Consider the following 18,831-nt stretch of genomic DNA (forward strand, 5'->3'; position numbering starts at 1 on the left):
CACAGCCTTTTTCGGGCTGTGTCTGAATTGCCGGAACTCAAAACATGCGTACTCAATACTGCGGTCAGGTCACTGCCGCCAACCTCGACCAGACTGTCACCCTGTGCGGCTGGGTACATCGCCGCCGTGACCACGGGGGCGTGATCTTCATCGATCTGCGCGACCGTGAAGGCCTGGTTCAGGTCGTATGCGATCCCGACCGTGCAGAGATGTTCAGCGTCGCAGAGTCGGTGCGCAACGAGTTCGTGCTCAAGATGAGCGGCAAGGTTCGCCGCCGCCCCGCAGGCACCGAGAACGCCAACCTGACGTCCGGCGAGATCGAAGTGCTGTGCCACGAGATCGAAGTGCTCAACACTTCGGTCACGCCGCCCTTCCAGCTCGACGACGAGAACCTGTCCGAGACGGTTCGCCTGACCAGCCGCGTCATCGATCTGCGTCGCCCGCAGATGCAGAAGAACATGATGCTGCGCTACAAGGCCGCCATGTCCTTCCGCCGCTTCCTCGACGGTGCCGGCTTTATCGACATCGAAACACCGATGCTCACCAAGAGCACGCCTGAAGGTGCGCGCGACTACCTGGTGCCCTCCCGCGTCCACCCGGGCCAGTTCTTCGCGCTGCCGCAATCGCCGCAGCTGTTCAAGCAGCTGCTGATGGTCGCCGGCTTCGACCGTTACTACCAGCTCACCAAGTGCTTCCGTGACGAAGACCTGCGGGCCGACCGTCAGCCCGAGTTCACCCAGGTCGATATCGAGACCTCGTTCCTGAACGAGGACGAGATCACCGCCCTGATGGAAGAGATGATCCGCTTCGTATTCAAGGAAACCCTCGCGGTCGAGCTGCCCTCGCCCTTCCCGCGCATGAGCTATGCCGAAGCCATGCGCCGGTTCGGCTCGGACAAGCCCGACCTGCGCGTCACCCTTGAGCTCACCGATGTCACCGATGCGGTGCAGGATGTCGCGTTCAAGGTCTTTTCCGGCCCGGCCACCTCCGGCGGCCGCGTCGCGGCAATGCGGGTGCCGGGTGGCGCCAGCCTGAGTCGAGGCGAGATCGACGAATACACCAAGTTTGTCGGCATCTACGGTGCCCGTGGCCTGGCCTACATCAAGGTCAACGATGCCGCCCAGCCCAACGAAACCGGCCTGCAGTCGCCCATCGTCAAGAACCTGCACGAGACCGCGCTACGTACCATTCTCGAGCGCACCGGCGCCCAGTCTGGCGACCTGATCTTCTTCGGCGCCGACAAGACCAAGGTGGTCAACGACGCCCTCGGCGCCCTGCGCGCCAAGCTCGGTCACGAAAAGGGCTTCGTCACTGGCGAAGCGTGGTGCCCGCTGTGGGTCGTCGACTTCCCGATGTTCGAGTACGACGAAGAGAGCAAGCGCTGGACCGCCTGCCATCACCCCTTCACCAGCCCGAAGGACGAGCACCTCGAGCTGCTCACCACCAATCCCGGCGAATGTCTGGCCAAGGCCTATGACCTGGCGCTCAACGGCTGGGAGATCGGTGGGGGCTCGGTCCGTATTCACCGTGCCGACGTACAGGCCAAGGTGTTCGACGCACTCAACATTGGGCCTGAAGAGCAGCAACTGAAGTTCGGCTTCCTGCTCGACGCCCTCAAGTACGGCGCACCGCCGCACGGCGGCCTGGCCTTCGGTCTCGACCGTGTCGTAACCATGATGGCTGGCGCCGAGTCGATCCGCGACGTGATCGCCTTCCCCAAAACTCAGCGCGCACAATGCTTGTTGACCGATGCGCCGGGCGACGTGGACGAAAAGCAGCTGCGCGAACTGCACATCCGGCTGCGGCAGAAGGTCGACACCCAGGTCGAGGTCGGCAAGAGCTGATCCGGCCCGCACCAACAAAAAATGCCGCGATCAAATCGCGGCATTTTTTTGTGTCATACGAATCAAACGCACAGCTCAGCGCATGAAGCGCTCCTCGGCAATGGCGTCGGCCACCTCGCCGGTCGGCCGCGCCTCCTGCTGTGCGCGCTCAAAGACCTCCATCAGGTTGTCATAGATGCCTTCGACATGGCTGACCAGTGCGGCGCGGTCGAAGCCGATGCGCTCATGATAGACATCGATGATGCCGCCAGCGTTGATCACATAGTCGGGTGCATAAAGAATGCCACGCTTCATGAGCTCAAGCCCATGGCGAGCCTCGGCCAACTGGTTGTTCGAGGCCCCGGCAACGATTGATGCCTTCAGTTGTGGAATGGTCTGCTCGTTCAGGATGGCACCAAGTGCGCAGGGTGCAAACACGTCGACGTCGAGCCCGTAGATCTCGTCCGGCGCCACCACGGTCGCATCAAGCGCCTTCGCAGCTTCGTCCAGCGATTCGCGATGGATGTCGGTGATCCACAGTTTTGCACCGGCGTCTTTCAGTTGTTGCGCCAGGTCCAGCCCGACATGGCCCACGCCCTGCACCGCCACGCGCAGCCCATCGAGCGAGTCGCGACCGAGCTTCGCCTTGACGGCTGCCTTGATGCCGACAAAAGTACCGTAAGCGGTCGCGGGCGACGGGTCGCCGCTGCGGGTTCCGCCCTCGGTCGGTTTGTCGACGATGCCGGACACATGGCCGGTGAATTGCGCCATGTACTTCATGTCTTCCACGCTGGTGCCCGAATCTTCGGCGGCAATGTAACGGCCATTCAGATTTTCCAGTGCGCGGGCGAAGGCTGCGAGCAGGGCTGGCGTCTTCTCGGTGCGCGGATTGCCGATGATCACCGACTTGCCGCCGCCCAGTTTCAGATTGGCCATTGCCGACTTGTAGGTCATGCCGCGCGACAGGCGCAACACGTCGCGCACGGCCTCCTCCTCGCTTGCATAAGGCCACATCCGGCAACCGCCAAGCGCTGGCCCGAGGTTTGAATTGTGGACGGCGATGATCGCCTTCAGCCCGCTCTTGTCGTCGCTGCAGAATACGACCTGTTCATGGTCGGCAAAATCGCTCAATGAAAACACAGCCATGGGACTTCCTTCCTTGTGTGGATGGTTGCTGCCCGACACCTGAGATCACTCGTGGTGACGCCAGTGCAGGGCAGCAGGGTGGTTAGTTCGATAGGTAGCGGTCCGGAACGTTCAAGACAGCGCCGGACCGTTTCAGGATGCAGGCGGGTTCAGCCTGCAATCACCGCAATCGTCTTGCGCGCCTTGCCGCCGACCGTTGCCGCGAGCGGCTGACGCGATTGAAACGCCGCAAGCAGTGCAGCCTCGCGCTTCCTGGCCTGTGCCAGATAGCGTTCGCGCACATGACCAAAGCCCCGGATCTGCTCCGGCAAGGCAGCGAGCTCGACCGCGGTCTCGTGGTTGGCGAGCTCCAGCCCGCGCAGCACCTCGTCGATCAGCTGCTCGTAGTCCGCAATCAGTTGCCGATCGAGCTTGCGATCGTGGCTGCGGGCGAAGGGGTCGAGCGCGCTGCCGCGAAGATGACGGAACTTCGCCAGCATCCGCATGGCCTTGAGCATCCACGGCCCGTAGGATTTCTTCTGCAACTCGCCCGTCTGCGGGTCCTTGTCCGCCAGCATCGGCGGAGCGAGATGGAAGACCAGCGAGTAATCGCCTTCGAACTGCTCTTCGACGCGCTTGAGGAAGTCGCTGTCGGTGTACAGGCGCGCGACTTCGTATTCGTCCTTGTACGCAAGCAGCTTGTAATAGCCGCGTGCCACGGCCTCGGTCAGCAGCGTAATGCCCGGCACCACCTGCGCCTCGGCAGCGCGCACTCGGTCGACGAGCTTGGTGTAACGGGCTGCATACGCGGCATTCTGGTAATCGGTCAGCTGCGCCTTGCGCCGTGCGATCACCTCGTCGACGGTGGTCGACAGGGTATGGTGGGCAGGCTTGCCATGCTGCGGCTTCGCCGCCTCGCTCACGGCATTCAGATCCACCGCAGCGCGCCGTCCCCACTGGAAAGCCGCCTTGTTCCCCGCCACGGCAGCACCGTTGATCTCGATCGCACGCAGAATGGCGTCGTCGCTCAACGGCACCAGACCCTTCTGCCAGGCGTAGCCGAGCATGAAAAGGTTGGTGGCGATCGCATCACCGAGAAGGCTGGTCGCCAGACGGGAGGCGTCGATGAACTCGGCCGCCTCGGCGCCAACCGCCTCGACGATCTGCTGCTCCATCGATCCCGCCGGAAACTGCGGGTCCGGCACCTTCATGGCGTCACCGCTGCGGGCCTGGGCAGCAAAGCCGCGAACGAACTCGCTGGTCATGGATTGATCGCGGTTGATCACGACGCGCGTGTGGCCATTTCGCATCTTCGCCAGCGACTCGTCGCTCGCCGCCACCACGAGGTCGCAACCAATCACGGCGTTGGCTTCGCCGGCTGCCACACGCGCAGCAAACAGCATGTCCTGACGGTCGGCGATGCGCACATGCGACCACACCGCGCCGCCCTTCTGCGCCAGGCCGGCCATATCGAGCACCGAGATGCCCTTGCCTTCGAGGTGGGCGGCCATGCCGAGCAAGGCTGCGATCGTCACCACGCCGGTGCCGCCGACACCGGTCACCAGAATGCCCCACGGCGCAGCGGTGGAGGGTAGCTGCGGGCGCGGCAAGTCATCCGTCCCTTGCGATGCACTGGCCTTGCCCTTGCGCAGCTTGCCACCTTCGATGGTCACAAAGCTCGGACAGAATCCCTTGATGCAGGAGAAATCCTTGTTGCAGGAGGACTGGTCGATCGTGCGCTTGCGACCGAACTCGGTCTCCACCGAGCCGACCGACATGCAGTTGGACTTGTCGCTGCAATCGCCGCACCCCTCGCACACCAGGTCGTTGATCACCACCCGCTTCGCCGGATCCGGGAAGGTGCCACGCTTCCTGCGCCGACGCTTCTCGGCAGCACAGGTCTGATCGTAGATCAGTGCGCTCACGCCCGGGACCGTGCGCAACTCACGCTGCACCGCATCGAGTTCGTCGCGGTGGCGGACGGGAATACCGTGCGGCAGGTCCGACGGACCATAGGCGCGCCCGGTACCGTCATTGACCACGACGATGTTGTTCACGCCTTCCGCCGCGAGCTGGCGGGCAATGATCGGCACCGAAAGGGTGCCGTCATGGGGCTGACCGCCCGTCATCGCCACCGCGTCGTTGTAGAGAATCTTGTAGGTGATGTTCACCCTTGCGGCCACTGCGGCGCGGATCGCCAGAATGCCCGAGTGCATGTAGGTGCCGTCACCGAGGTTGGCGAACACGTGCGGTGTTGAGGTAAAGGGCGACTGCCCCACCCATGGCACGCCTTCCCCGCCCATCTGGCAGAAGGTCTGGGTCGATTCCGGCGACAGCCAGGTCGCCATGTAGTGGCAACCAATACCAGCCAGGGCGCGTGAGCCCTGCGGCACCTTGGTCGAGGTGTTATGCGGACAGCCCGAGCAGTAGTGCGGTACGCGCGCAATCGACAGGCGCGGGCGCGCGAGCGCCGCCTCCTTGGCATCAAAGAAGGCAAGACGGGCCTTGATGCGGTCGGAGGTGTGGAAACGCGCGATGCGCGCCGCGATCACCCGCGCCACCATCGCCGGCGTCAGTTCGCCCGCTGCCGGTAGCAGCCACTCGCTGTGCGGCAGCGCCCACTCGCCTTTCTCGTCGAACTTGCCGATCACCCGTGGGCGGACCTGCTCGTTCCAGTTATAGAGCTCTTCCTTGAGCTGGTACTCGAGGAACTGACGCTTCTCCTCGATCACGAGAATCTCTTCCAGCCCGTCGGCGAACTTGCGCACACCTTCGGCCTCGAGCGGCCACACCATGCCGACCTTGTACACCCTGAGGCCGATATCGGCGGCAATCTTGTCGTCAATACCGAGATCATTCAGCGCCTGACGGACGTCGAGGTAGCTCTTGCCGCTGGTGATGATGCCGAGTCGGGCCTGCGGACTGTCGATTACCGTACGGTTGAGTCCGTTGGCCCGGCAGTAGGCAAGCGCGGCATACAACTTGTGATGGAGCAGGCGCTTCTCCTGCACCAGCGGCGGATCGGGCCAGCGCAGGTTGAGACCATCTTCCGGCAGCGGAAAATCGGTCGGAATCACGGTCCTGACCTTGAACGGATCAACATCGACCGAAGCCGAAGTCTCCACCGTATCGGTCAGGGCCTTGAACGCGACCCAGCACCCCGAGTAGCGCGACAGGGCGAAACCGTGCAGGCCGTACTCAAGGTACTCCTGGATGCCGGCGGGTGCGAGCACCGGCATCATCAAGGCCTTGAACACATGCTCGGTCTGATGCGGCAGCGTGGACGACTTGGCAGCGTGGTCGTCGCCGGCAATCACCAGCACGCCACCGTGCTTCGAACTGCCGGCCGCATTGGCATGACGAAATACGTCGCCGGTACGGTCAACGCCGGGCCCTTTGCCGTACCAGATCGAGAACACGCCGTCGTAGAGTGCGTTGGGATCGAGGTTTACCTGCTGCGTGCCCCACACCGCGGTCGCCGCCAGATCTTCGTTGAGGCCGGCCTGGAAGCGGACATGCATCGGCTCGAGATACTTCTTCGCCTTCCAGAACTCCTGATCCACGTTGCCCAGCGGCGAGCCGCGATAGCCGGTGACAAAACCAGCCGTATTCAGCCCGGCCGCCTCGTCCCGCATACGCTGCATCATCGGCAAGCGGACCAGGGCCTGGATGCCGGTCATCCAGGCACGGCCTTCCTTCAGGGTGTATTTGTCGTCGAGCGAAACCTGGGGCAGTGTATTGAGCATCATGTCTGTGGGGTCGTTGCGCCCGGTCGTCTGCGCTTGTGGCGCGACGCCCCGCCTGCGACCCCTGTCTCCTTGTTGATGGCGTTCTCGTGGGGTGCGCCTCATGAACCGACGCAGCTACATGCTAAGGAGACATGCGAGAAAAATTTATCCTCATTTGGCGGCTTTCAGCTGCCTATAAGAAATATCTTTCCCATTATCAGAAATTACTATCCAGCCACTTCGCATCAGGCTCACGACCATGGCGCGGATAAATGACAGGGCTGACGGCCGGCAAGCGATGTCAAACACACGCCTGCTGCAGCCTTGCACACTGCGCCACAAGTGCGGTGTCACCAAAAAAACAGAAGGAGACTTTCGTGAATCGAACCATCCCGGGCACCGCTTGCCTGTCCTTGCTGCTATTGTCTCGCCCCTTGAACACCTGCCAACAGGAGCGATGACATGGCAAAGTCCCACACCCATGCACAGTGGTCCTCCCGGATGGGATTCGTGCTTGCAGCCACAGGCTCCGCTGTCGGCCTCGGCAACATCTGGAAATTCCCCTACATGATCGGCCAGAGCGGCGGCGCCGCCTTCGTGCTGGTCTATCTGGCCTGTATCGCGATGATCGGGCTACCCATTCTCGTGTCCGAATGGATGATCGGCCGGCGCGGCCAGAAGAACCCGATCAACACCATGTCCGAAGTCGCAGCCGCCAACGGACGCAGCCGCAACTGGGCGGTCGTCGGTGCAACCGGCGTTCTTGGCGCGTTCCTGATCCTGTCGTTCTACAGCGTGATCGGCGGCTGGGCCCTGTCCTACATGGGCGACATGGCCAGTGGCAGCTTCAGCGGCATGGACAAGGACGCAGTTGGTGGTGCATTCACCGCCTTCCTGGCCGACCCCGGCAGCCTGCTGGTGTGGCATTCGGTGTTCATGGCACTGACCGTAGGTGTTGTCGCCATGGGCGTTTCGGGCGGTCTGGAGCGCGCATCCAAACTGATGATGCCGGCGCTGGGCATCCTGCTCATGGTGCTCGTTGCCTACGGCACCACGACCGGCGGCTTCGGGGCGGCAGTTCAGTATCTGTTCAACCCCGACTGGAGCAAGCTCGACGGCAAGGTGGTCCTGGCCGCGCTCGGCCACGCCTTCTTCACCCTGTCACTCGGCATGGGCATCATGATGGCCTACGGCTCCTATCTCGGCCAGGACGTCAATCTGCTGCGCACCGCGCGCACCGTCGTGCTGATGGATACCGTGATCGCGATTGCGGCCGGACTGGCGATCTTTCCCATCGTATTCGCCAACGGCCTCGACCCCGCTGCGGGCCCCGGCCTGATCTTTGTCACCCTGCCGCTGGCCTTCGGCAATATCTCGGGTGGTCTGGTGCTGGGCACGATCTTCTTCCTGCTCCTGACCTTTGCCGCGCTCACCTCGGCCATCTCGCTGCTCGAGCCCGTGGTGGAGCTGGTCGAAGAGCGCACGCCGCTCAGCCGTCTCGGCGCGACTGCGGTCGCCGGCATGGCCACCTGGGCACTGGGCATCGCAGCCCTGCTGTCCTTCAATGTGTGGGGAGATGTGCTGATCTTTGGTCTGAACATCTTTGACCTGCTTGATCAGCTGACCAGCAAGTTCCTGCTGCCCCTGACCGGACTCGGCGCGATCGTCTTTGCGGCCTGGTATCTCGACCGCGACAGCGTACGCAAGGAGCTGGGGCTTTCGGCCGGCGCCTTCGGTGTGTGGTCCTTCGTGGCCCGCTTCGTGGCACCGGCTGGCGTGCTGATCGTGTTCGTCAGCAACCTCTGAGCAAAAAAACGGGCGGTACCAGAACGGCACCGCCCGCATTCAGCAGCCCTGCCCGCTCATAGCGGCAGGGCTGTTTCGTTCTTGATCTCGCGCAGCGCCACGCTCGAATGGGTGACGTCGATCTCGGGGATCTTGAGCAGGAAATTGTGCATGAAGGACGAAAACGCCTCCAGGCTCGGCAGATAGAGCTTGAGCAGACAGTCGGTCTCGCCGAGCAGCTCGTAGCACTCGACAACCTCGTTGCAGCCCTTGACCACCTGCTCGAAACGATCAAGCACATCGGCGCTGTGCTGCTTGAGTTTCACCCGCACCCATACGCAGGTGCCAAGACCCAGTTTCTGCCGATCGACCAGCGCGACATAGCCGCGGATCAGCCCGGCCTCCTCCATCTCCTTCACCCGCCGCCAGCATGGCGAAGGCGACATGCCGACCTTGTCGGCCAGCGCCTGGGTACTGAGGGTGGAGTCTTTCTGCAGCAAGGAAAGAATGCGCAACTGGGTCTGATCGAGTTTCATGCCATCCACTCTTGCACGCCCCGCACGGGGCACGATATGCGCTGAAATCGCGCGGACACCCTCACAAACGGTGCCCTCACGACGCTCAGATGACCTTGAGCAACTCGACCTCGAAGACCAGCGTCGCGTTGGGCGGAATCACCCCGCCCGCACCGCGCGAGCCGTAACCCAGCGCAGGCGGAATGGTCAGCTTGCGTTTGCCGCCGACCTGCATGCCCTCGACACCTTCGTCCCAGCCACGGATCACATGCCCCTTGCCGAGCGGAAAGTTGAACGGGTCGTTGCGATCCTTGCTCGAGTCAAACTTGCTGCCATCAGTCAGCCAACCCGTGTAATGCACCGAAACCATCTGCCCCTTGCTTGCAGTGTCGCCGCTACCGACTTCGATATCTTCGATGATCAGGCCGCTGGCCGTGGTGGTCTGGGTCATGCGCGTCTCCAGGCTGGAATGTAAAGGCAAGGATTCTAACCGTCCCGACGCCTGCGACTGGCAAACTTCTCGCGGAATTTCGAAACCTTGGGCGCAACGACATACTGGCAGTAGGGCTGATCGCTGTGATTGGCGTAGTACTCATGGTGCTCGACCTCAGCCGGCCAGAACGGCACTGAGCGCTCGACCCGGGTGACGATCGCGTGTGGGTAGATGCGTGCTTCCCCGAGCTCTTCGATCAGCGCCAGGGCGACGTGCAGCTGCTCGTCGTCATTGACGAAGATCACCGAACGATACTGACTGCCGATGTCATTGCCCTGGCGGTTGAGCGTGGTCGGGTCGTGGATGACGAAGAAGATCTCCAGCAGGTCGCGATAACTGACCTTTGCCGGATCGAACTCAAGCCTCACCACTTCGGCATGGCCAGTCGTGCCCTCGCACACCTGACGATATGCCGGCGCGTCGACATGACCTCCGGCATAGCCGGATGTCACTGACACCACGCCCTCAACCTCGCGAAATACCGCCTCAAGACACCAGAAGCAGCCGCCACCAAGAATGGCGGTTTCAAGCGTCGTGGGCTCCATCGTGTTCGTCATCGTTCATCCTCATGAAGTTCGGCAACAAGTCCTGCATCCGGAAGGCTCTTACCCGGCATCGCAAGCCCGCGATTTCCGGTCCTTCCAGTAGTGTGACCGCAGCACGGCAATTTCATTCGTGTCATCCGTCATCTGTCTGCAAGAATCAACGGAAGGAAAAAGTGTAGTAGATGTCGACCGCGTTGTCGGTACCACCACGCGCAACCACCGACACCCGGCGCCCGAGCTGGTAGGTCAGCTTTACCAGCGACTCGGCACCTCCGAGGCTTTGTTCGAAGGACAGTACCAGATCGGAGCTCAGACGTTTCCCCACGCTCAACACCTGCCCCGCCACGGTAGGACCACTGCTGATGCGCGAGCCGCTGCCCAGCACCCGGCTGCTCGCCGAACGCGAAGTGCTGTTGAGCTCACCCTGGCCAATCGAGAAACTGTCGAAGCCGAGACTGCGCGAAAGCTCCTCGGTCATGCCGCCGCCGCTGCCGCCGAGCAGAGCCTGCGCAGCCGGCACCAGCAGCGCAAGATCGGCTCCGCCGCTTGCATCCGGCGCACGGCCGAGCACGATCCAGGACAGCTTTTCCGGATCGGGCACGGCAGGGTCGGACACCAGCTTCACCTGCGGACGTCTGGCGCTGCCGCTGATCGACACCCCGGCCTCCACCTCCAGCCCCTTGCGCAGGGCAACGATATTCAGCCCCGGGTTGTCGACAGGACCCTGGAAGTTGATCAGCCCGCGCTCGATGCTCAGGCGTTGACCATAGCCCTGATAACTCCCTCCCACTGTGGAAATGGAACCAACGGCATTGAGTGGCACCCCGGGGGCCATGCGCAATTCGAGCGCACCGGCGAGCCGGGTATCGACGCCCATCGCCGACAGGTAGAGCGCATCTCCGAGCTTTACCCCGAGACGCACGGTGAGCGCAAATCGACCCGGCTCAGATGGCTGACGACCAAGGACGACGACATCGTCTGAAAGGCTAGGCGGGGGCGAATCGTCGATTGAGAAAAAGCCCGCATCGGCGCGAAAGTCCGCATCGAGGTCCAGCGAGGTCCAGGTCGAATGCGCACGCCCCTTGCCCGACAGAATCAGCCAGCGATCCTCACGCTGCAGCAGGGGCAGCCGGTCGGCCTCAAAGTTGAAGAGCCCCTTGCCCGATTCGAGAGCGATTTCGCCCGAGGCACTGAGATGTCCGGGCGTTGCGGTCAGCGCCTCAAACGGCACCCGGCTGTCTCGCGGCTTCACCCGGTTGGCCGACACGAAGCGCAGCGTGGACAGGCGCAGGCGGTCGCGGTCGAAATCTGCAACGAGTTCGCCACCGGACAGGACCAGCCCCTGATCGACGAGCGCGAACTGCAAATCACGTCCATTGACGCTTCCGCTGGCGACAGGCGCATCGGGCGTACCCGACACGGAGAACACCGCATCGAGGCTGCCCGCAGTCTCCACGTTCTCCCGCATCAGACGCCCGACCCAGGCAATGGAAGGCATTTTCAGGCGCGCAGACCCCAGCAGCGGGGACTTCTGCGCAAGCTGCCACGCGCCCGACTGGGTGCGTTCAGCCAGCGCGGTAAACGAGCCGGAGAGTTCTCCCAGTTCCGTTCCGAGCGCGCCGAGCGACAAGGCCAGACGATTGCCACGCGCAATCAGCCGCGCTTCAAAGCTCTCGAGGCCAAGCCGGGTGCCGATCTCGCCGCTGACGACCAGATCGCCCGACTCGCGAAACAGGCGCGCTTCGCCCTCGACCGTATCGGCCAGCCGCACATCCCACTCGGCGCCCAGCACCAGCGGGCCCGCTCCACGCCTCGGACGCCCTTCCGGGCGCGAAACCAGACCGAAGGCGAGGCCCGTCAGCGAGCCCTTGATGGCGCTGCCTTTTGGCGACCAGCGCGTCTCGTCGAGCCGTATCTGCCCCTTCTCTCCGGCTTCGAGCACCGCCGCGCCCAGGCTCACCTCATCGCTGCCAAGCGACAACGCTGCAGGCGCCTGCAACTGCGAGACGAATCGCCCCAGGGTTTCCAGGCTCGACAGCGTTCCTTGCCACCTCGGCGGCGCGCCATCCGGCACCGTCAGCCCGCCCTCAAGCGCAAGACTCAGCTCGTCCGCCTCGGCGCCGTTCACACTGAGCTCGATGCGATGGCGATCGCGTCTGCCGTCCGCCGATATCCGTGCGGCGGAAACCCAGTCGGCCTCAGCACCCACCGCACCGACGCCCGACACCCCGACCGACAACGTGAATGGCCCATCGACGCCTGCAGCCAGACGGCCCTGTCCGTTAAGCCCCCCAATCCTGACATCGCCCGGTAGACGCAGTTTCTCGCCGAAGAACTGCAGCGATCCGGCAGGCGCCTTGGCGCCGCCGGTGAGTTCGCCCTCGGCCCCCGCACGTCCGCTCAATCCGTATCCGAGTTGAGCCAGCGCAGGCGCATCGACAGAGATCCGGAGGCGGTCGGCAACACGTCCCCAGTCACCTTCCGCACGCAGGCGGTTTCCGGCCAGATCGAGCATGAGCGAAACGTCCGAAAAGGACTCTCCGCGCACCTTGAGGCGCCCACTCCCCGACAGTGCATGCCCCTCGAAGGCGCTGTTGAGCAGCTTGAACTGCGCCGACACCGCAGGCTCTGCAGCCAGTACGCCCTCGGCATCGAGGTCCAGATTGAGGCGCGCGACCGGCGCGGCAGGGTGGAACTTCCGTGGGTCGACCTGGCGCACTTGCCCGGTCAGCTTGAATCGCAGCCCCGCACCAGGAGCGGCCTCTGCCTCAAGCACACCACTGGCGTCCACTCGCGCATCACCTGCACTCAGCTTGAGCGAGGCAGTCTGTCGCGCTTCACTCCCCTCGGCCTCGACACGCCCCGCAAGCACTTGCCTGGGCAAACGGCCATCGATGCGTGAAGTATCGATACCGGCAATCTCAAGCAGCATCGTCAGGCGTCCAAGCCCGGCGCCAGCCCCTGCAATTGCGGCGTCAGGGCCGGGCGATGGCGCGGACTCGCCCGCGGATGGCGTCCACGCCATTGCACCGGCGATCTTCCCTCCGCCGGGCAGACGGACATCGAGTTCATCGACACGGGCGCCCTGCGCAGACCAGGCGAGTGTGCCACCAATGCTTTCAAGCGGCACCCCCCCCGCGTCCAGCGCAGCAGGACGCGCGTTGCGGACGGAGAACGGGCCGCTCAGGCTCAAGCCCTCAGTCGCACCCGCCAGCAAGCGCGCATCCAGTCGCAGCAGCGCTTTGGGGGCGGAAGGGACGAACATGGATGGATCGAGCTCACCAAGCGCGAGCTCAAGCGCTCGCAAGGGCACGTCGGCAAACGGCGTCGCCTCGACCCGTCCCTCACCGCTCAGCCCGGCGCCATTCGCGCGCAGCTTGAGCACTGGCTCGGCCAGCACACCGTCGGCATCCAACTCAATGCGGTAGTCGCGGGCATCGGCTGCGAGCGCAATGCCTTCAGGCACCTGATCCGCATCGATCCTGCCCTCGAGCGTCGCCCTGAATTCGAGCGCGAAAGGCGCCTCGGCGTCGATCCCCCCCGTCAGGCTGAGCTTGCCGAACGGCAACGCTGCATCGACTTGCTGCAAGTGGTGACGCTTGCCGTCGCTGTCGAGCGCAAGCGTGATAGCACTGGCGCTGAATACGCTGGCGGAGTCCGAAGACAGCGGCTCACCGGCCGCGACCTGATGAACCGTCAGCGATTCCACGCTGATGCGCGACACCTGCAGCCCGACCGGAAGGCGCAGATGGTCAGGCAGGCTCAGCGGGGGCGACGGCTCGTCGCTTGTGCGCGTTCGCACATCGAGCCTGCCGAGCGTGAGTTGCGAGACGACAACGCGGCGTGAAAGCAGATCCCGTGGCGCCCAGTCGAGCTTCAGCGCCTCAAGATCGAGCTCAAGATCCGGCAGGCGCAAGGCGAGATCATCGACTTCCAGTGGGCCGATCAGCCGCCCGCGAACCTCGCCCAGCGTGAGCAAGTCCGGCGTAGCCGATCTGACGAGCCCGGCGACCGCCTTCAGACCGGACTCGCTTGCCAGCCCCCAGCCCAGCACTGCAAAAAGCCCGAAGATCGCAGCACATGCAATGGCAAACACGCGCCGCCAGAGGCGGCGGGATTGCGGGAGATCTGCTGCGGGCTCGGGGTCGTTCATAGGCTAGCCAAACAGGGCGCGCAGCCCCTGACCCGGGTCGGATACCCGCATGAAGGCCTCACCGACCAGGAAGGCATTCACACCCTTGCCACGCATCAGGCTCACGTCCTCCGGACACAGGATGCCCGACTCGGTCACGACGATGCGGTCTGCAGGAATGCTCGACAGCAAGTCGAGCGTGGTCTGCAGGGACACCTCGAACGTGCGCAGATTGCGGTTGTTGATGCCGACCAGCGGCGTCTGCAGCTGCAGCGCCTGTTCGAGCTCGGCACCATCGTGCACCTCGACCAGTACGGACATGCCGAGCGCGCTCGCAATCGACTCCATCTCGCGCATCTGCGCAAGATCGAGGCAGGCGGCGATCAGCAGAATGGCGTCCGCGCCCATGGCACGTGCTTCAAACACCTGGTAGGGATCGACCAGAAAATCCTTGCGCAACACCGGCAGCGCGCACGCCGCCCGCGCCGCCTGCAGGTATTCCGGCGCGCCCTGAAAGAAGGGCCTGTCGGTCAGCACCGACAGACAGGCTGCGCCCGCCTGCTCGTAGGCGCGTGCGATCTCTGCCGGGCGGAAGTCCTCGCGGATCACGCCTTTGGACGGGCTCGCCTTCTTGATCTCGGAAATCACCGCAGCACTGCCCGCGGCGATTTTGTCGCGAATGGCGCCGACAAAATCGCGAGCTGCCGGTTGCGCTTCAGCCTCGGCGCGAATCGCGTCCACCGGTTTGAGCGCGCTTGCCGCAGCGACTTCTTCGACCTTGACCGCGCAGATCTTGTTCAGGATGTCGCTCATCAGGCGGCCCCGAAACGGCGTGTGTATTGCACGAATTCATCCAGTTTCGCGCGCGCCGCACCGCTGGCAATGATTTCGCGCGCACGCAGGATGCCATCGTCGATCGAGTCGGCAAGGTTGGCGGTGTACAGCGCCACACCGGCGTTGAACACCACGATCTCACACGCCGGCCCGGGCTCGTTATCCAGCGCACCCAGCAAGGTACGACGCGATTCATCGGCATCTTCGACCCGCAGGTTGCGGCTGCCCACCATGGCCAGACCGAAGTCTTCCGGATGAATCTCATACTCGGTGATCTGATCGTCCTTCAGTTCAGCCACCAGCGTGCCCGAACCAAGGCTGACCTCATCCATGCCATCGAGTCCGTGCACGACCAGCACATGGTTGGCGCCGAGGCGCTGCATCACACGCGCCTGGATGCCGACGAGATCGGGGTGGAAAACACCCATCAGGGTATTGGGCGCACCCGCCGGATTGGTCAGCGGCCCGAGGATGTTGAAGATGGTACGCACGCCCATCTCGCGCCGCACCGGGGCGACGTTCTTCATCGCGCTATGGTGATTGGGCGCGAACATGAAGCCGATGCCGGTCGCTTCGATACACTCGCCAACCTGCTCCGCGCTCAGTGCCAGATTCACGCCCAGGGCTTCGAGCACGTCTGCGCTGCCCGACTTCGACGACACGCCGCGATTGCCATGCTTGGCCACGCGCGCACCAGCGGCGGCTGCCACAAACATGGTCGCGGTCGAGATGTTGAAAGTGTGCGTGCCATCGCCACCGGTGCCGACCACGTCCAGGAAGTGATCGTGCGGCGGGTTCACCACCACCTTGGTGGCCAGCTCGCGCATCACTGTCGCCGCAGCGGTAATCTCGCTGATGGTCTCCTTCTTGACGCGCAGACCGGTCAGGATGGCAGCGGTCATCACCGGCGAGATTTCACCCGCCATGATCTGACGCATCAGCGACAGCATTTCGTCGAAGAAGATCTCGCGGTGCTCGATCGTGCGCTGCAGCGCCTGTTGGGCAGTCATCATGATATTCGTCCTCATGTCGGTCAGGCCGCAGCCGGCAATGAATCGCCGCGGTCGAGGAAATTCCGGAGCAGGTCGTGCCCGCGCTCGGTCAGAATGGATTCGGGGTGGAACTGCACACCCTCGATATCCAGCGTCTTGTGGCGCACGCCCATGATCTCGCCATCGTCCGTCCAGGCCGTCACTTCGAGACAGTCAGGCAGGCTCTCGCGTTCAATGGCCAGTGAATGATAGCGGGTACAGATCAGCGGATTGGGCAGCCCCCGGAACACGCCTTTGTCGAGATGATGCACGGGCGAAGTCTTGCCGTGCATCAGGCGCTGGGCGTGCACGATGCGGCCACCGAAGGCGGCACCGATGCTCTGGTGCCCCAGGCAGACGCCGAGAATCGGCAGTTTGCCGGCGAACTCGCGGATCGCCGCCACCGAGATGCCTGCTTCGGCCGGGGAGCATGGCCCGGGTGAAATCACCAGCTGCGCGGGTTGCATGGACGCGATCTGCTCGAGCGTGATCTCGTCGTTGCGGAACACTTTCACCTTGGCACCCAGTTCGCCGAAGTACTGCACAAGGTTGTAGGTGAAGCTGTCGTAGTTGTCGACCATCAGGAGTCTCATGATTCTAAGTCCTTGATTTCATTAATGTTTTCCATTACACACAACCTCCATTACCCACTTTATTACACACATCGACAGTTGATTGCGATGGACGAAGCGCGAGCATGTGCTGGCTCAAGGTAGCAAGGGCTCCTGAGAGATGTCTTGGCGTGCGCCAGTGCGGTGTACTGACGCAGCGACGGCGCCCGCATGCCAGGGCCAAGTGCTGAGACTGGGCGGACAGACCTACCCCTCGCGGCGACACAGCGCGCGGGGCATCAGTTCTACGACGGGGCTGGGGTGCCAAGGGCATCGGGCAATCTCCTCAAATCTTGGAGCCGCCGTGCCGGGGAGCCTTCTTGAAACCTTGCCTGCCGGTACGGCGGCAAGGTGCGGTCAAGACCGCAACGACATGCCGCTTCCTATTGGAAGCGCCACCACAGAGCGATGTTGGTCGAAGCGGTACGGGTCATGGACAGACCAAAGTGTTGAATTTAAAAGCCAGAACTCGGCCCGAGTACACCCGAACGGAATTCCAAAGTAAGCCTGGGGAATTTTACCATGAGCATGTTAGGCAAAGCCACTTCCTGGAATGCCAGGGCATTCATCACCCCGCCCATCTACCTCGGACCGGACGACAACACTTCCAGTCTCGAAACCAGAGAGCAAGTAGACCAACTGCTACGGACTTGTGAGCATCGAATCTCAGGTTGGCAGTCATCTGGACCTGCGCGGGTGATGCTATATCGCTATATCAGCATCCGGGGCAGATATGACACCGCCGGATTTTCTCTGCCGACCCTAGGTCCCGGAGAACAGAAGCCGTTGATCGCAGCTTCTGAAACCATCGCCGTATCAGACCATACCAAATCGGTTTTGCGGGGAACAGCGCAGCGCATGACGCTGGTACCGTGAGCGCCAATATCGAGCTTTCGTCCTCATCGCTCGATGGGCCGGCAACCGATCGATTCTTGCACAACGAGCAAGACGAGGCCACCTACAGCGGACGCCAAACCAATCACCTCGCCCGTCTACGTTCAGGGCATCTTCCCAGGCACCCGCGGAAGGTCATAACGACACAGCAGCCCTTGGCAGGGCAAGAAAGGAGCCGGTGATGTAGCGCTTCCGAAAGGAGACGAAGACATGCACAAGGACATTCCAACATCGAAGGTGTTCTATCGTCCCATCGAGGCTGCCATACGGTGGGCCGGGTTGCTGCGGTACCTGCCGATGATCCTGGCTGCGATCGCGTCACCGCGCTTCCTGCCTCCATCGTTGAATTGCCCGCGATGGAATGAGTGCCGGCTGTACTCGGAGCGTATCTATGACGGCATCCTCAACGGGGAGCTGCCCTACGGCCAGAACGGCATCACGCTCAATGATCCGAAGCTGCTGCAGTCGCCGGATCTGACCGTTCGCCATGTCGATCTGAAGCGCTGGATGCGCAACCACTATCCCGAGCACCGGCCAGGATTCCTGTTCAGCCGTGGCGAACGCATGGCGCATCCTTTTATCACCTTGGAAACAGGACAGGCGATCCTGATCGAGCGACTGGCCCTTCAGGCGGCCCTGGAGCATGCGCGTCGCCAGATGCAGGAATTGCAGGAGCAGCGCGACACCTTGCTCAAGCAGTCCACCGCGCTGCTGGCTTCCAAGCAATGCGAGATCAGCGAGCGAGCGGAGACGACGTATCTCAACATCATCGGCGGGATGCTGACGCTGATGCTGGGCCAGTCCCCTTCGGGTGTGCCCTATTCCAGCTTCAAAACACAGGAGGCACTCGTCTCGGCATTGGTCGCCCACTTCGGCGGCACCATGGGCATCACGGAGCGAACCTTGAACGGCAAGTTCGCCAACGCCAGGAAGTACGTCCGTAGCGCAAGCGCATGAGGTTTTTCCAGCTTGTATGTGCAACCGCGGAGATTGCATTTGCAATGTCTTTCCGCAGCCAGGTCTATTGAATAAAGGTCACGCCAACAAACGCCACCGAGCGTTCAGGAGTGACCGCCATGTCGCAGCCCCCTGTACTCCCGCCGAACGAGCGCCGCATCCTGCGGCTCGATGAAGTCGAAGCCAAGTCCGGCTTCAAACGCGCCCACATTTACAACCTGATGAAGAAGCGCCAGTTTCCCCAGGCGCTGCGCCTGGGCGTGCGCGCCGTCGGCTGGGATTCGATCGAAATCGACCAGTGGATCGCCGAGCGCCTCAACCACCGGACCTGACCCGTTCTCCCGCGGACTTCCCATTC

13 protein-coding genes are annotated in these 18,831 nt (G+C 63.0%); 4 read left to right on the forward strand and 9 right to left on the reverse strand.

Annotated elements, in window-relative coordinates; all coding sequences use genetic code 11:
- The first annotated feature begins 44 nt into the window (after positions 1-44).
- Positions 45-1,844: an aspartate--tRNA ligase gene (gene aspS / locus CEW87_RS01295; RefSeq protein ID WP_108971198.1), complete on the forward strand. Its 1,800-nt coding sequence runs from the start codon at positions 45-47 to the stop codon at positions 1,842-1,844.
- Positions 1,845-1,919: 75 nt separating this feature from the next.
- Here the strand turns inward: aspS and CEW87_RS01300 are convergent, their stop codons facing one another.
- Complete coding sequence (locus tag CEW87_RS01300; protein ID WP_108971199.1) at positions 1,920-2,969, reverse strand: Glu/Leu/Phe/Val dehydrogenase dimerization domain-containing protein; 1,050 nt, start codon at positions 2,967-2,969, stop codon at positions 1,920-1,922.
- A gap of 149 nt (positions 2,970-3,118) precedes the next feature.
- Positions 3,119-6,694 carry an indolepyruvate ferredoxin oxidoreductase family protein gene (locus CEW87_RS01305; protein WP_108976860.1) on the reverse strand — a complete coding sequence of 1,192 codons (3,576 nt, stop codon included), beginning with the start codon at positions 6,692-6,694 and terminating at the stop codon, positions 3,119-3,121.
- A gap of 444 nt (positions 6,695-7,138) precedes the next feature.
- Here CEW87_RS01305 and CEW87_RS01310 point away from each other — a divergent pair, with 444 nt between their 5' ends.
- Positions 7,139-8,482, forward strand: coding sequence for a sodium-dependent transporter (locus CEW87_RS01310; RefSeq protein WP_108971200.1), 1,344 nt, complete (start codon positions 7,139-7,141; stop codon positions 8,480-8,482).
- Positions 8,483-8,538: 56 nt separating this feature from the next.
- On the opposite strand, the gene CEW87_RS01315 is transcribed toward CEW87_RS01310, so the two are convergent.
- The 7 genes from CEW87_RS01315 to CEW87_RS01345 form a co-directional block, all read right to left on the reverse strand.
- Positions 8,539-8,997 carry an Lrp/AsnC family transcriptional regulator gene (locus CEW87_RS01315; protein ID WP_108971201.1) on the reverse strand — a complete coding sequence of 153 codons (459 nt, stop codon included), beginning with the start codon at positions 8,995-8,997 and terminating at the stop codon, positions 8,539-8,541.
- Positions 8,998-9,082: 85 nt separating this feature from the next.
- A complete protein-coding gene (locus tag CEW87_RS01320; RefSeq protein WP_108971202.1) occupies positions 9,083-9,427 on the reverse strand; it encodes an FKBP-type peptidyl-prolyl cis-trans isomerase in 345 nt (114 codons plus the stop codon).
- Between the two features lie 35 nt (positions 9,428-9,462).
- Positions 9,463-10,026, reverse strand: coding sequence for a peptide-methionine (S)-S-oxide reductase MsrA (msrA, locus tag CEW87_RS01325; protein ID WP_108971203.1), 564 nt, complete (start codon positions 10,024-10,026; stop codon positions 9,463-9,465).
- Positions 10,027-10,171: 145 nt separating this feature from the next.
- Entirely contained in the window at positions 10,172-14,167 is a 3,996-nt protein-coding gene (locus CEW87_RS01330; protein WP_108971204.1) for a translocation/assembly module TamB domain-containing protein, read from the reverse strand.
- 3 nt (positions 14,168-14,170) lie between these two features.
- On the reverse strand, positions 14,171-14,959 hold the full coding sequence (gene trpC, locus CEW87_RS01335) for an indole-3-glycerol phosphate synthase TrpC (protein ID WP_108971205.1): 789 nt from the start codon (positions 14,957-14,959) through the stop codon (positions 14,171-14,173).
- Positions 14,959-15,990: an anthranilate phosphoribosyltransferase gene (gene trpD / locus CEW87_RS01340; RefSeq protein WP_199917178.1), complete on the reverse strand. Its 1,032-nt coding sequence runs from the start codon at positions 15,988-15,990 to the stop codon at positions 14,959-14,961. The genes trpC and trpD overlap by 1 nt, the downstream gene beginning before the upstream one ends.
- 23 nt (positions 15,991-16,013) lie before the next feature.
- Positions 16,014-16,604, reverse strand: a complete 591-nt coding sequence (locus CEW87_RS01345) for an aminodeoxychorismate/anthranilate synthase component II (protein WP_108971206.1) — start codon at positions 16,602-16,604, stop codon at positions 16,014-16,016.
- 1,122 nt (positions 16,605-17,726) lie between these two features.
- Here CEW87_RS01345 and CEW87_RS01350 point away from each other — a divergent pair.
- Together CEW87_RS01350 and CEW87_RS01355 are read left to right on the forward strand one after the other, a co-directional pair.
- Positions 17,727-18,473 carry a hypothetical protein gene (locus CEW87_RS01350; RefSeq protein ID WP_003050429.1) on the forward strand — a complete coding sequence of 249 codons (747 nt, stop codon included), beginning with the start codon at positions 17,727-17,729 and terminating at the stop codon, positions 18,471-18,473.
- Between the two features lie 119 nt (positions 18,474-18,592).
- Entirely contained in the window at positions 18,593-18,805 is a 213-nt protein-coding gene (locus CEW87_RS01355) for an AlpA family transcriptional regulator (RefSeq protein ID WP_003050427.1), read from the forward strand.
- The last annotated feature ends 26 nt before the right edge of the window (positions 18,806-18,831 follow it).

The organism is Parazoarcus communis (assembly GCF_003111665.1).
GTDB lineage: Bacteria > Pseudomonadota > Gammaproteobacteria > Burkholderiales > Rhodocyclaceae > Parazoarcus > Parazoarcus communis_B.

Bases quoted from the DNA above. Each gene is read 5' to 3' on its own strand.
- CEW87_RS01330 (WP_108971204.1), bottom strand. From the start codon at position 14,167: ATGAACGACCCCGAGCCCGCAGCAGATCTCCCGCAATCCCGCCGCCTC.
- trpC (WP_108971205.1), bottom strand. From the start codon at position 14,959: ATGAGCGACATCCTGAACAAGATCTGCGCGGTCAAGGTCGAAGAAGTC.
- aspS (WP_108971198.1), top strand. From the start codon at position 45: ATGCGTACTCAATACTGCGGTCAGGTCACTGCCGCCAACCTCGACCAG.
- CEW87_RS01345 (WP_108971206.1), bottom strand. From the start codon at position 16,604: ATGAGACTCCTGATGGTCGACAACTACGACAGCTTCACCTACAACCTT.
- CEW87_RS01305 (WP_108976860.1), bottom strand. From the start codon at position 6,694: ATGCTCAATACACTGCCCCAGGTTTCGCTCGACGACAAATACACCCTG.
- msrA (WP_108971203.1), bottom strand. From the start codon at position 10,026: ATGACGAACACGATGGAGCCCACGACGCTTGAAACCGCCATTCTTGGT.
- CEW87_RS01315 (WP_108971201.1), bottom strand. From the start codon at position 8,997: ATGAAACTCGATCAGACCCAGTTGCGCATTCTTTCCTTGCTGCAGAAA.
- CEW87_RS01300 (WP_108971199.1), bottom strand. From the start codon at position 2,969: ATGGCTGTGTTTTCATTGAGCGATTTTGCCGACCATGAACAGGTCGTA.
- CEW87_RS01310 (WP_108971200.1), top strand. From the start codon at position 7,139: ATGGCAAAGTCCCACACCCATGCACAGTGGTCCTCCCGGATGGGATTC.
- CEW87_RS01355 (WP_003050427.1), top strand. From the start codon at position 18,593: ATGTCGCAGCCCCCTGTACTCCCGCCGAACGAGCGCCGCATCCTGCGG.
- CEW87_RS01350 (WP_003050429.1), top strand. From the start codon at position 17,727: ATGCACAAGGACATTCCAACATCGAAGGTGTTCTATCGTCCCATCGAG.
- CEW87_RS01320 (WP_108971202.1), bottom strand. From the start codon at position 9,427: ATGACCCAGACCACCACGGCCAGCGGCCTGATCATCGAAGATATCGAA.
- trpD (WP_199917178.1), bottom strand. From the start codon at position 15,990: ATGACTGCCCAACAGGCGCTGCAGCGCACGATCGAGCACCGCGAGATC.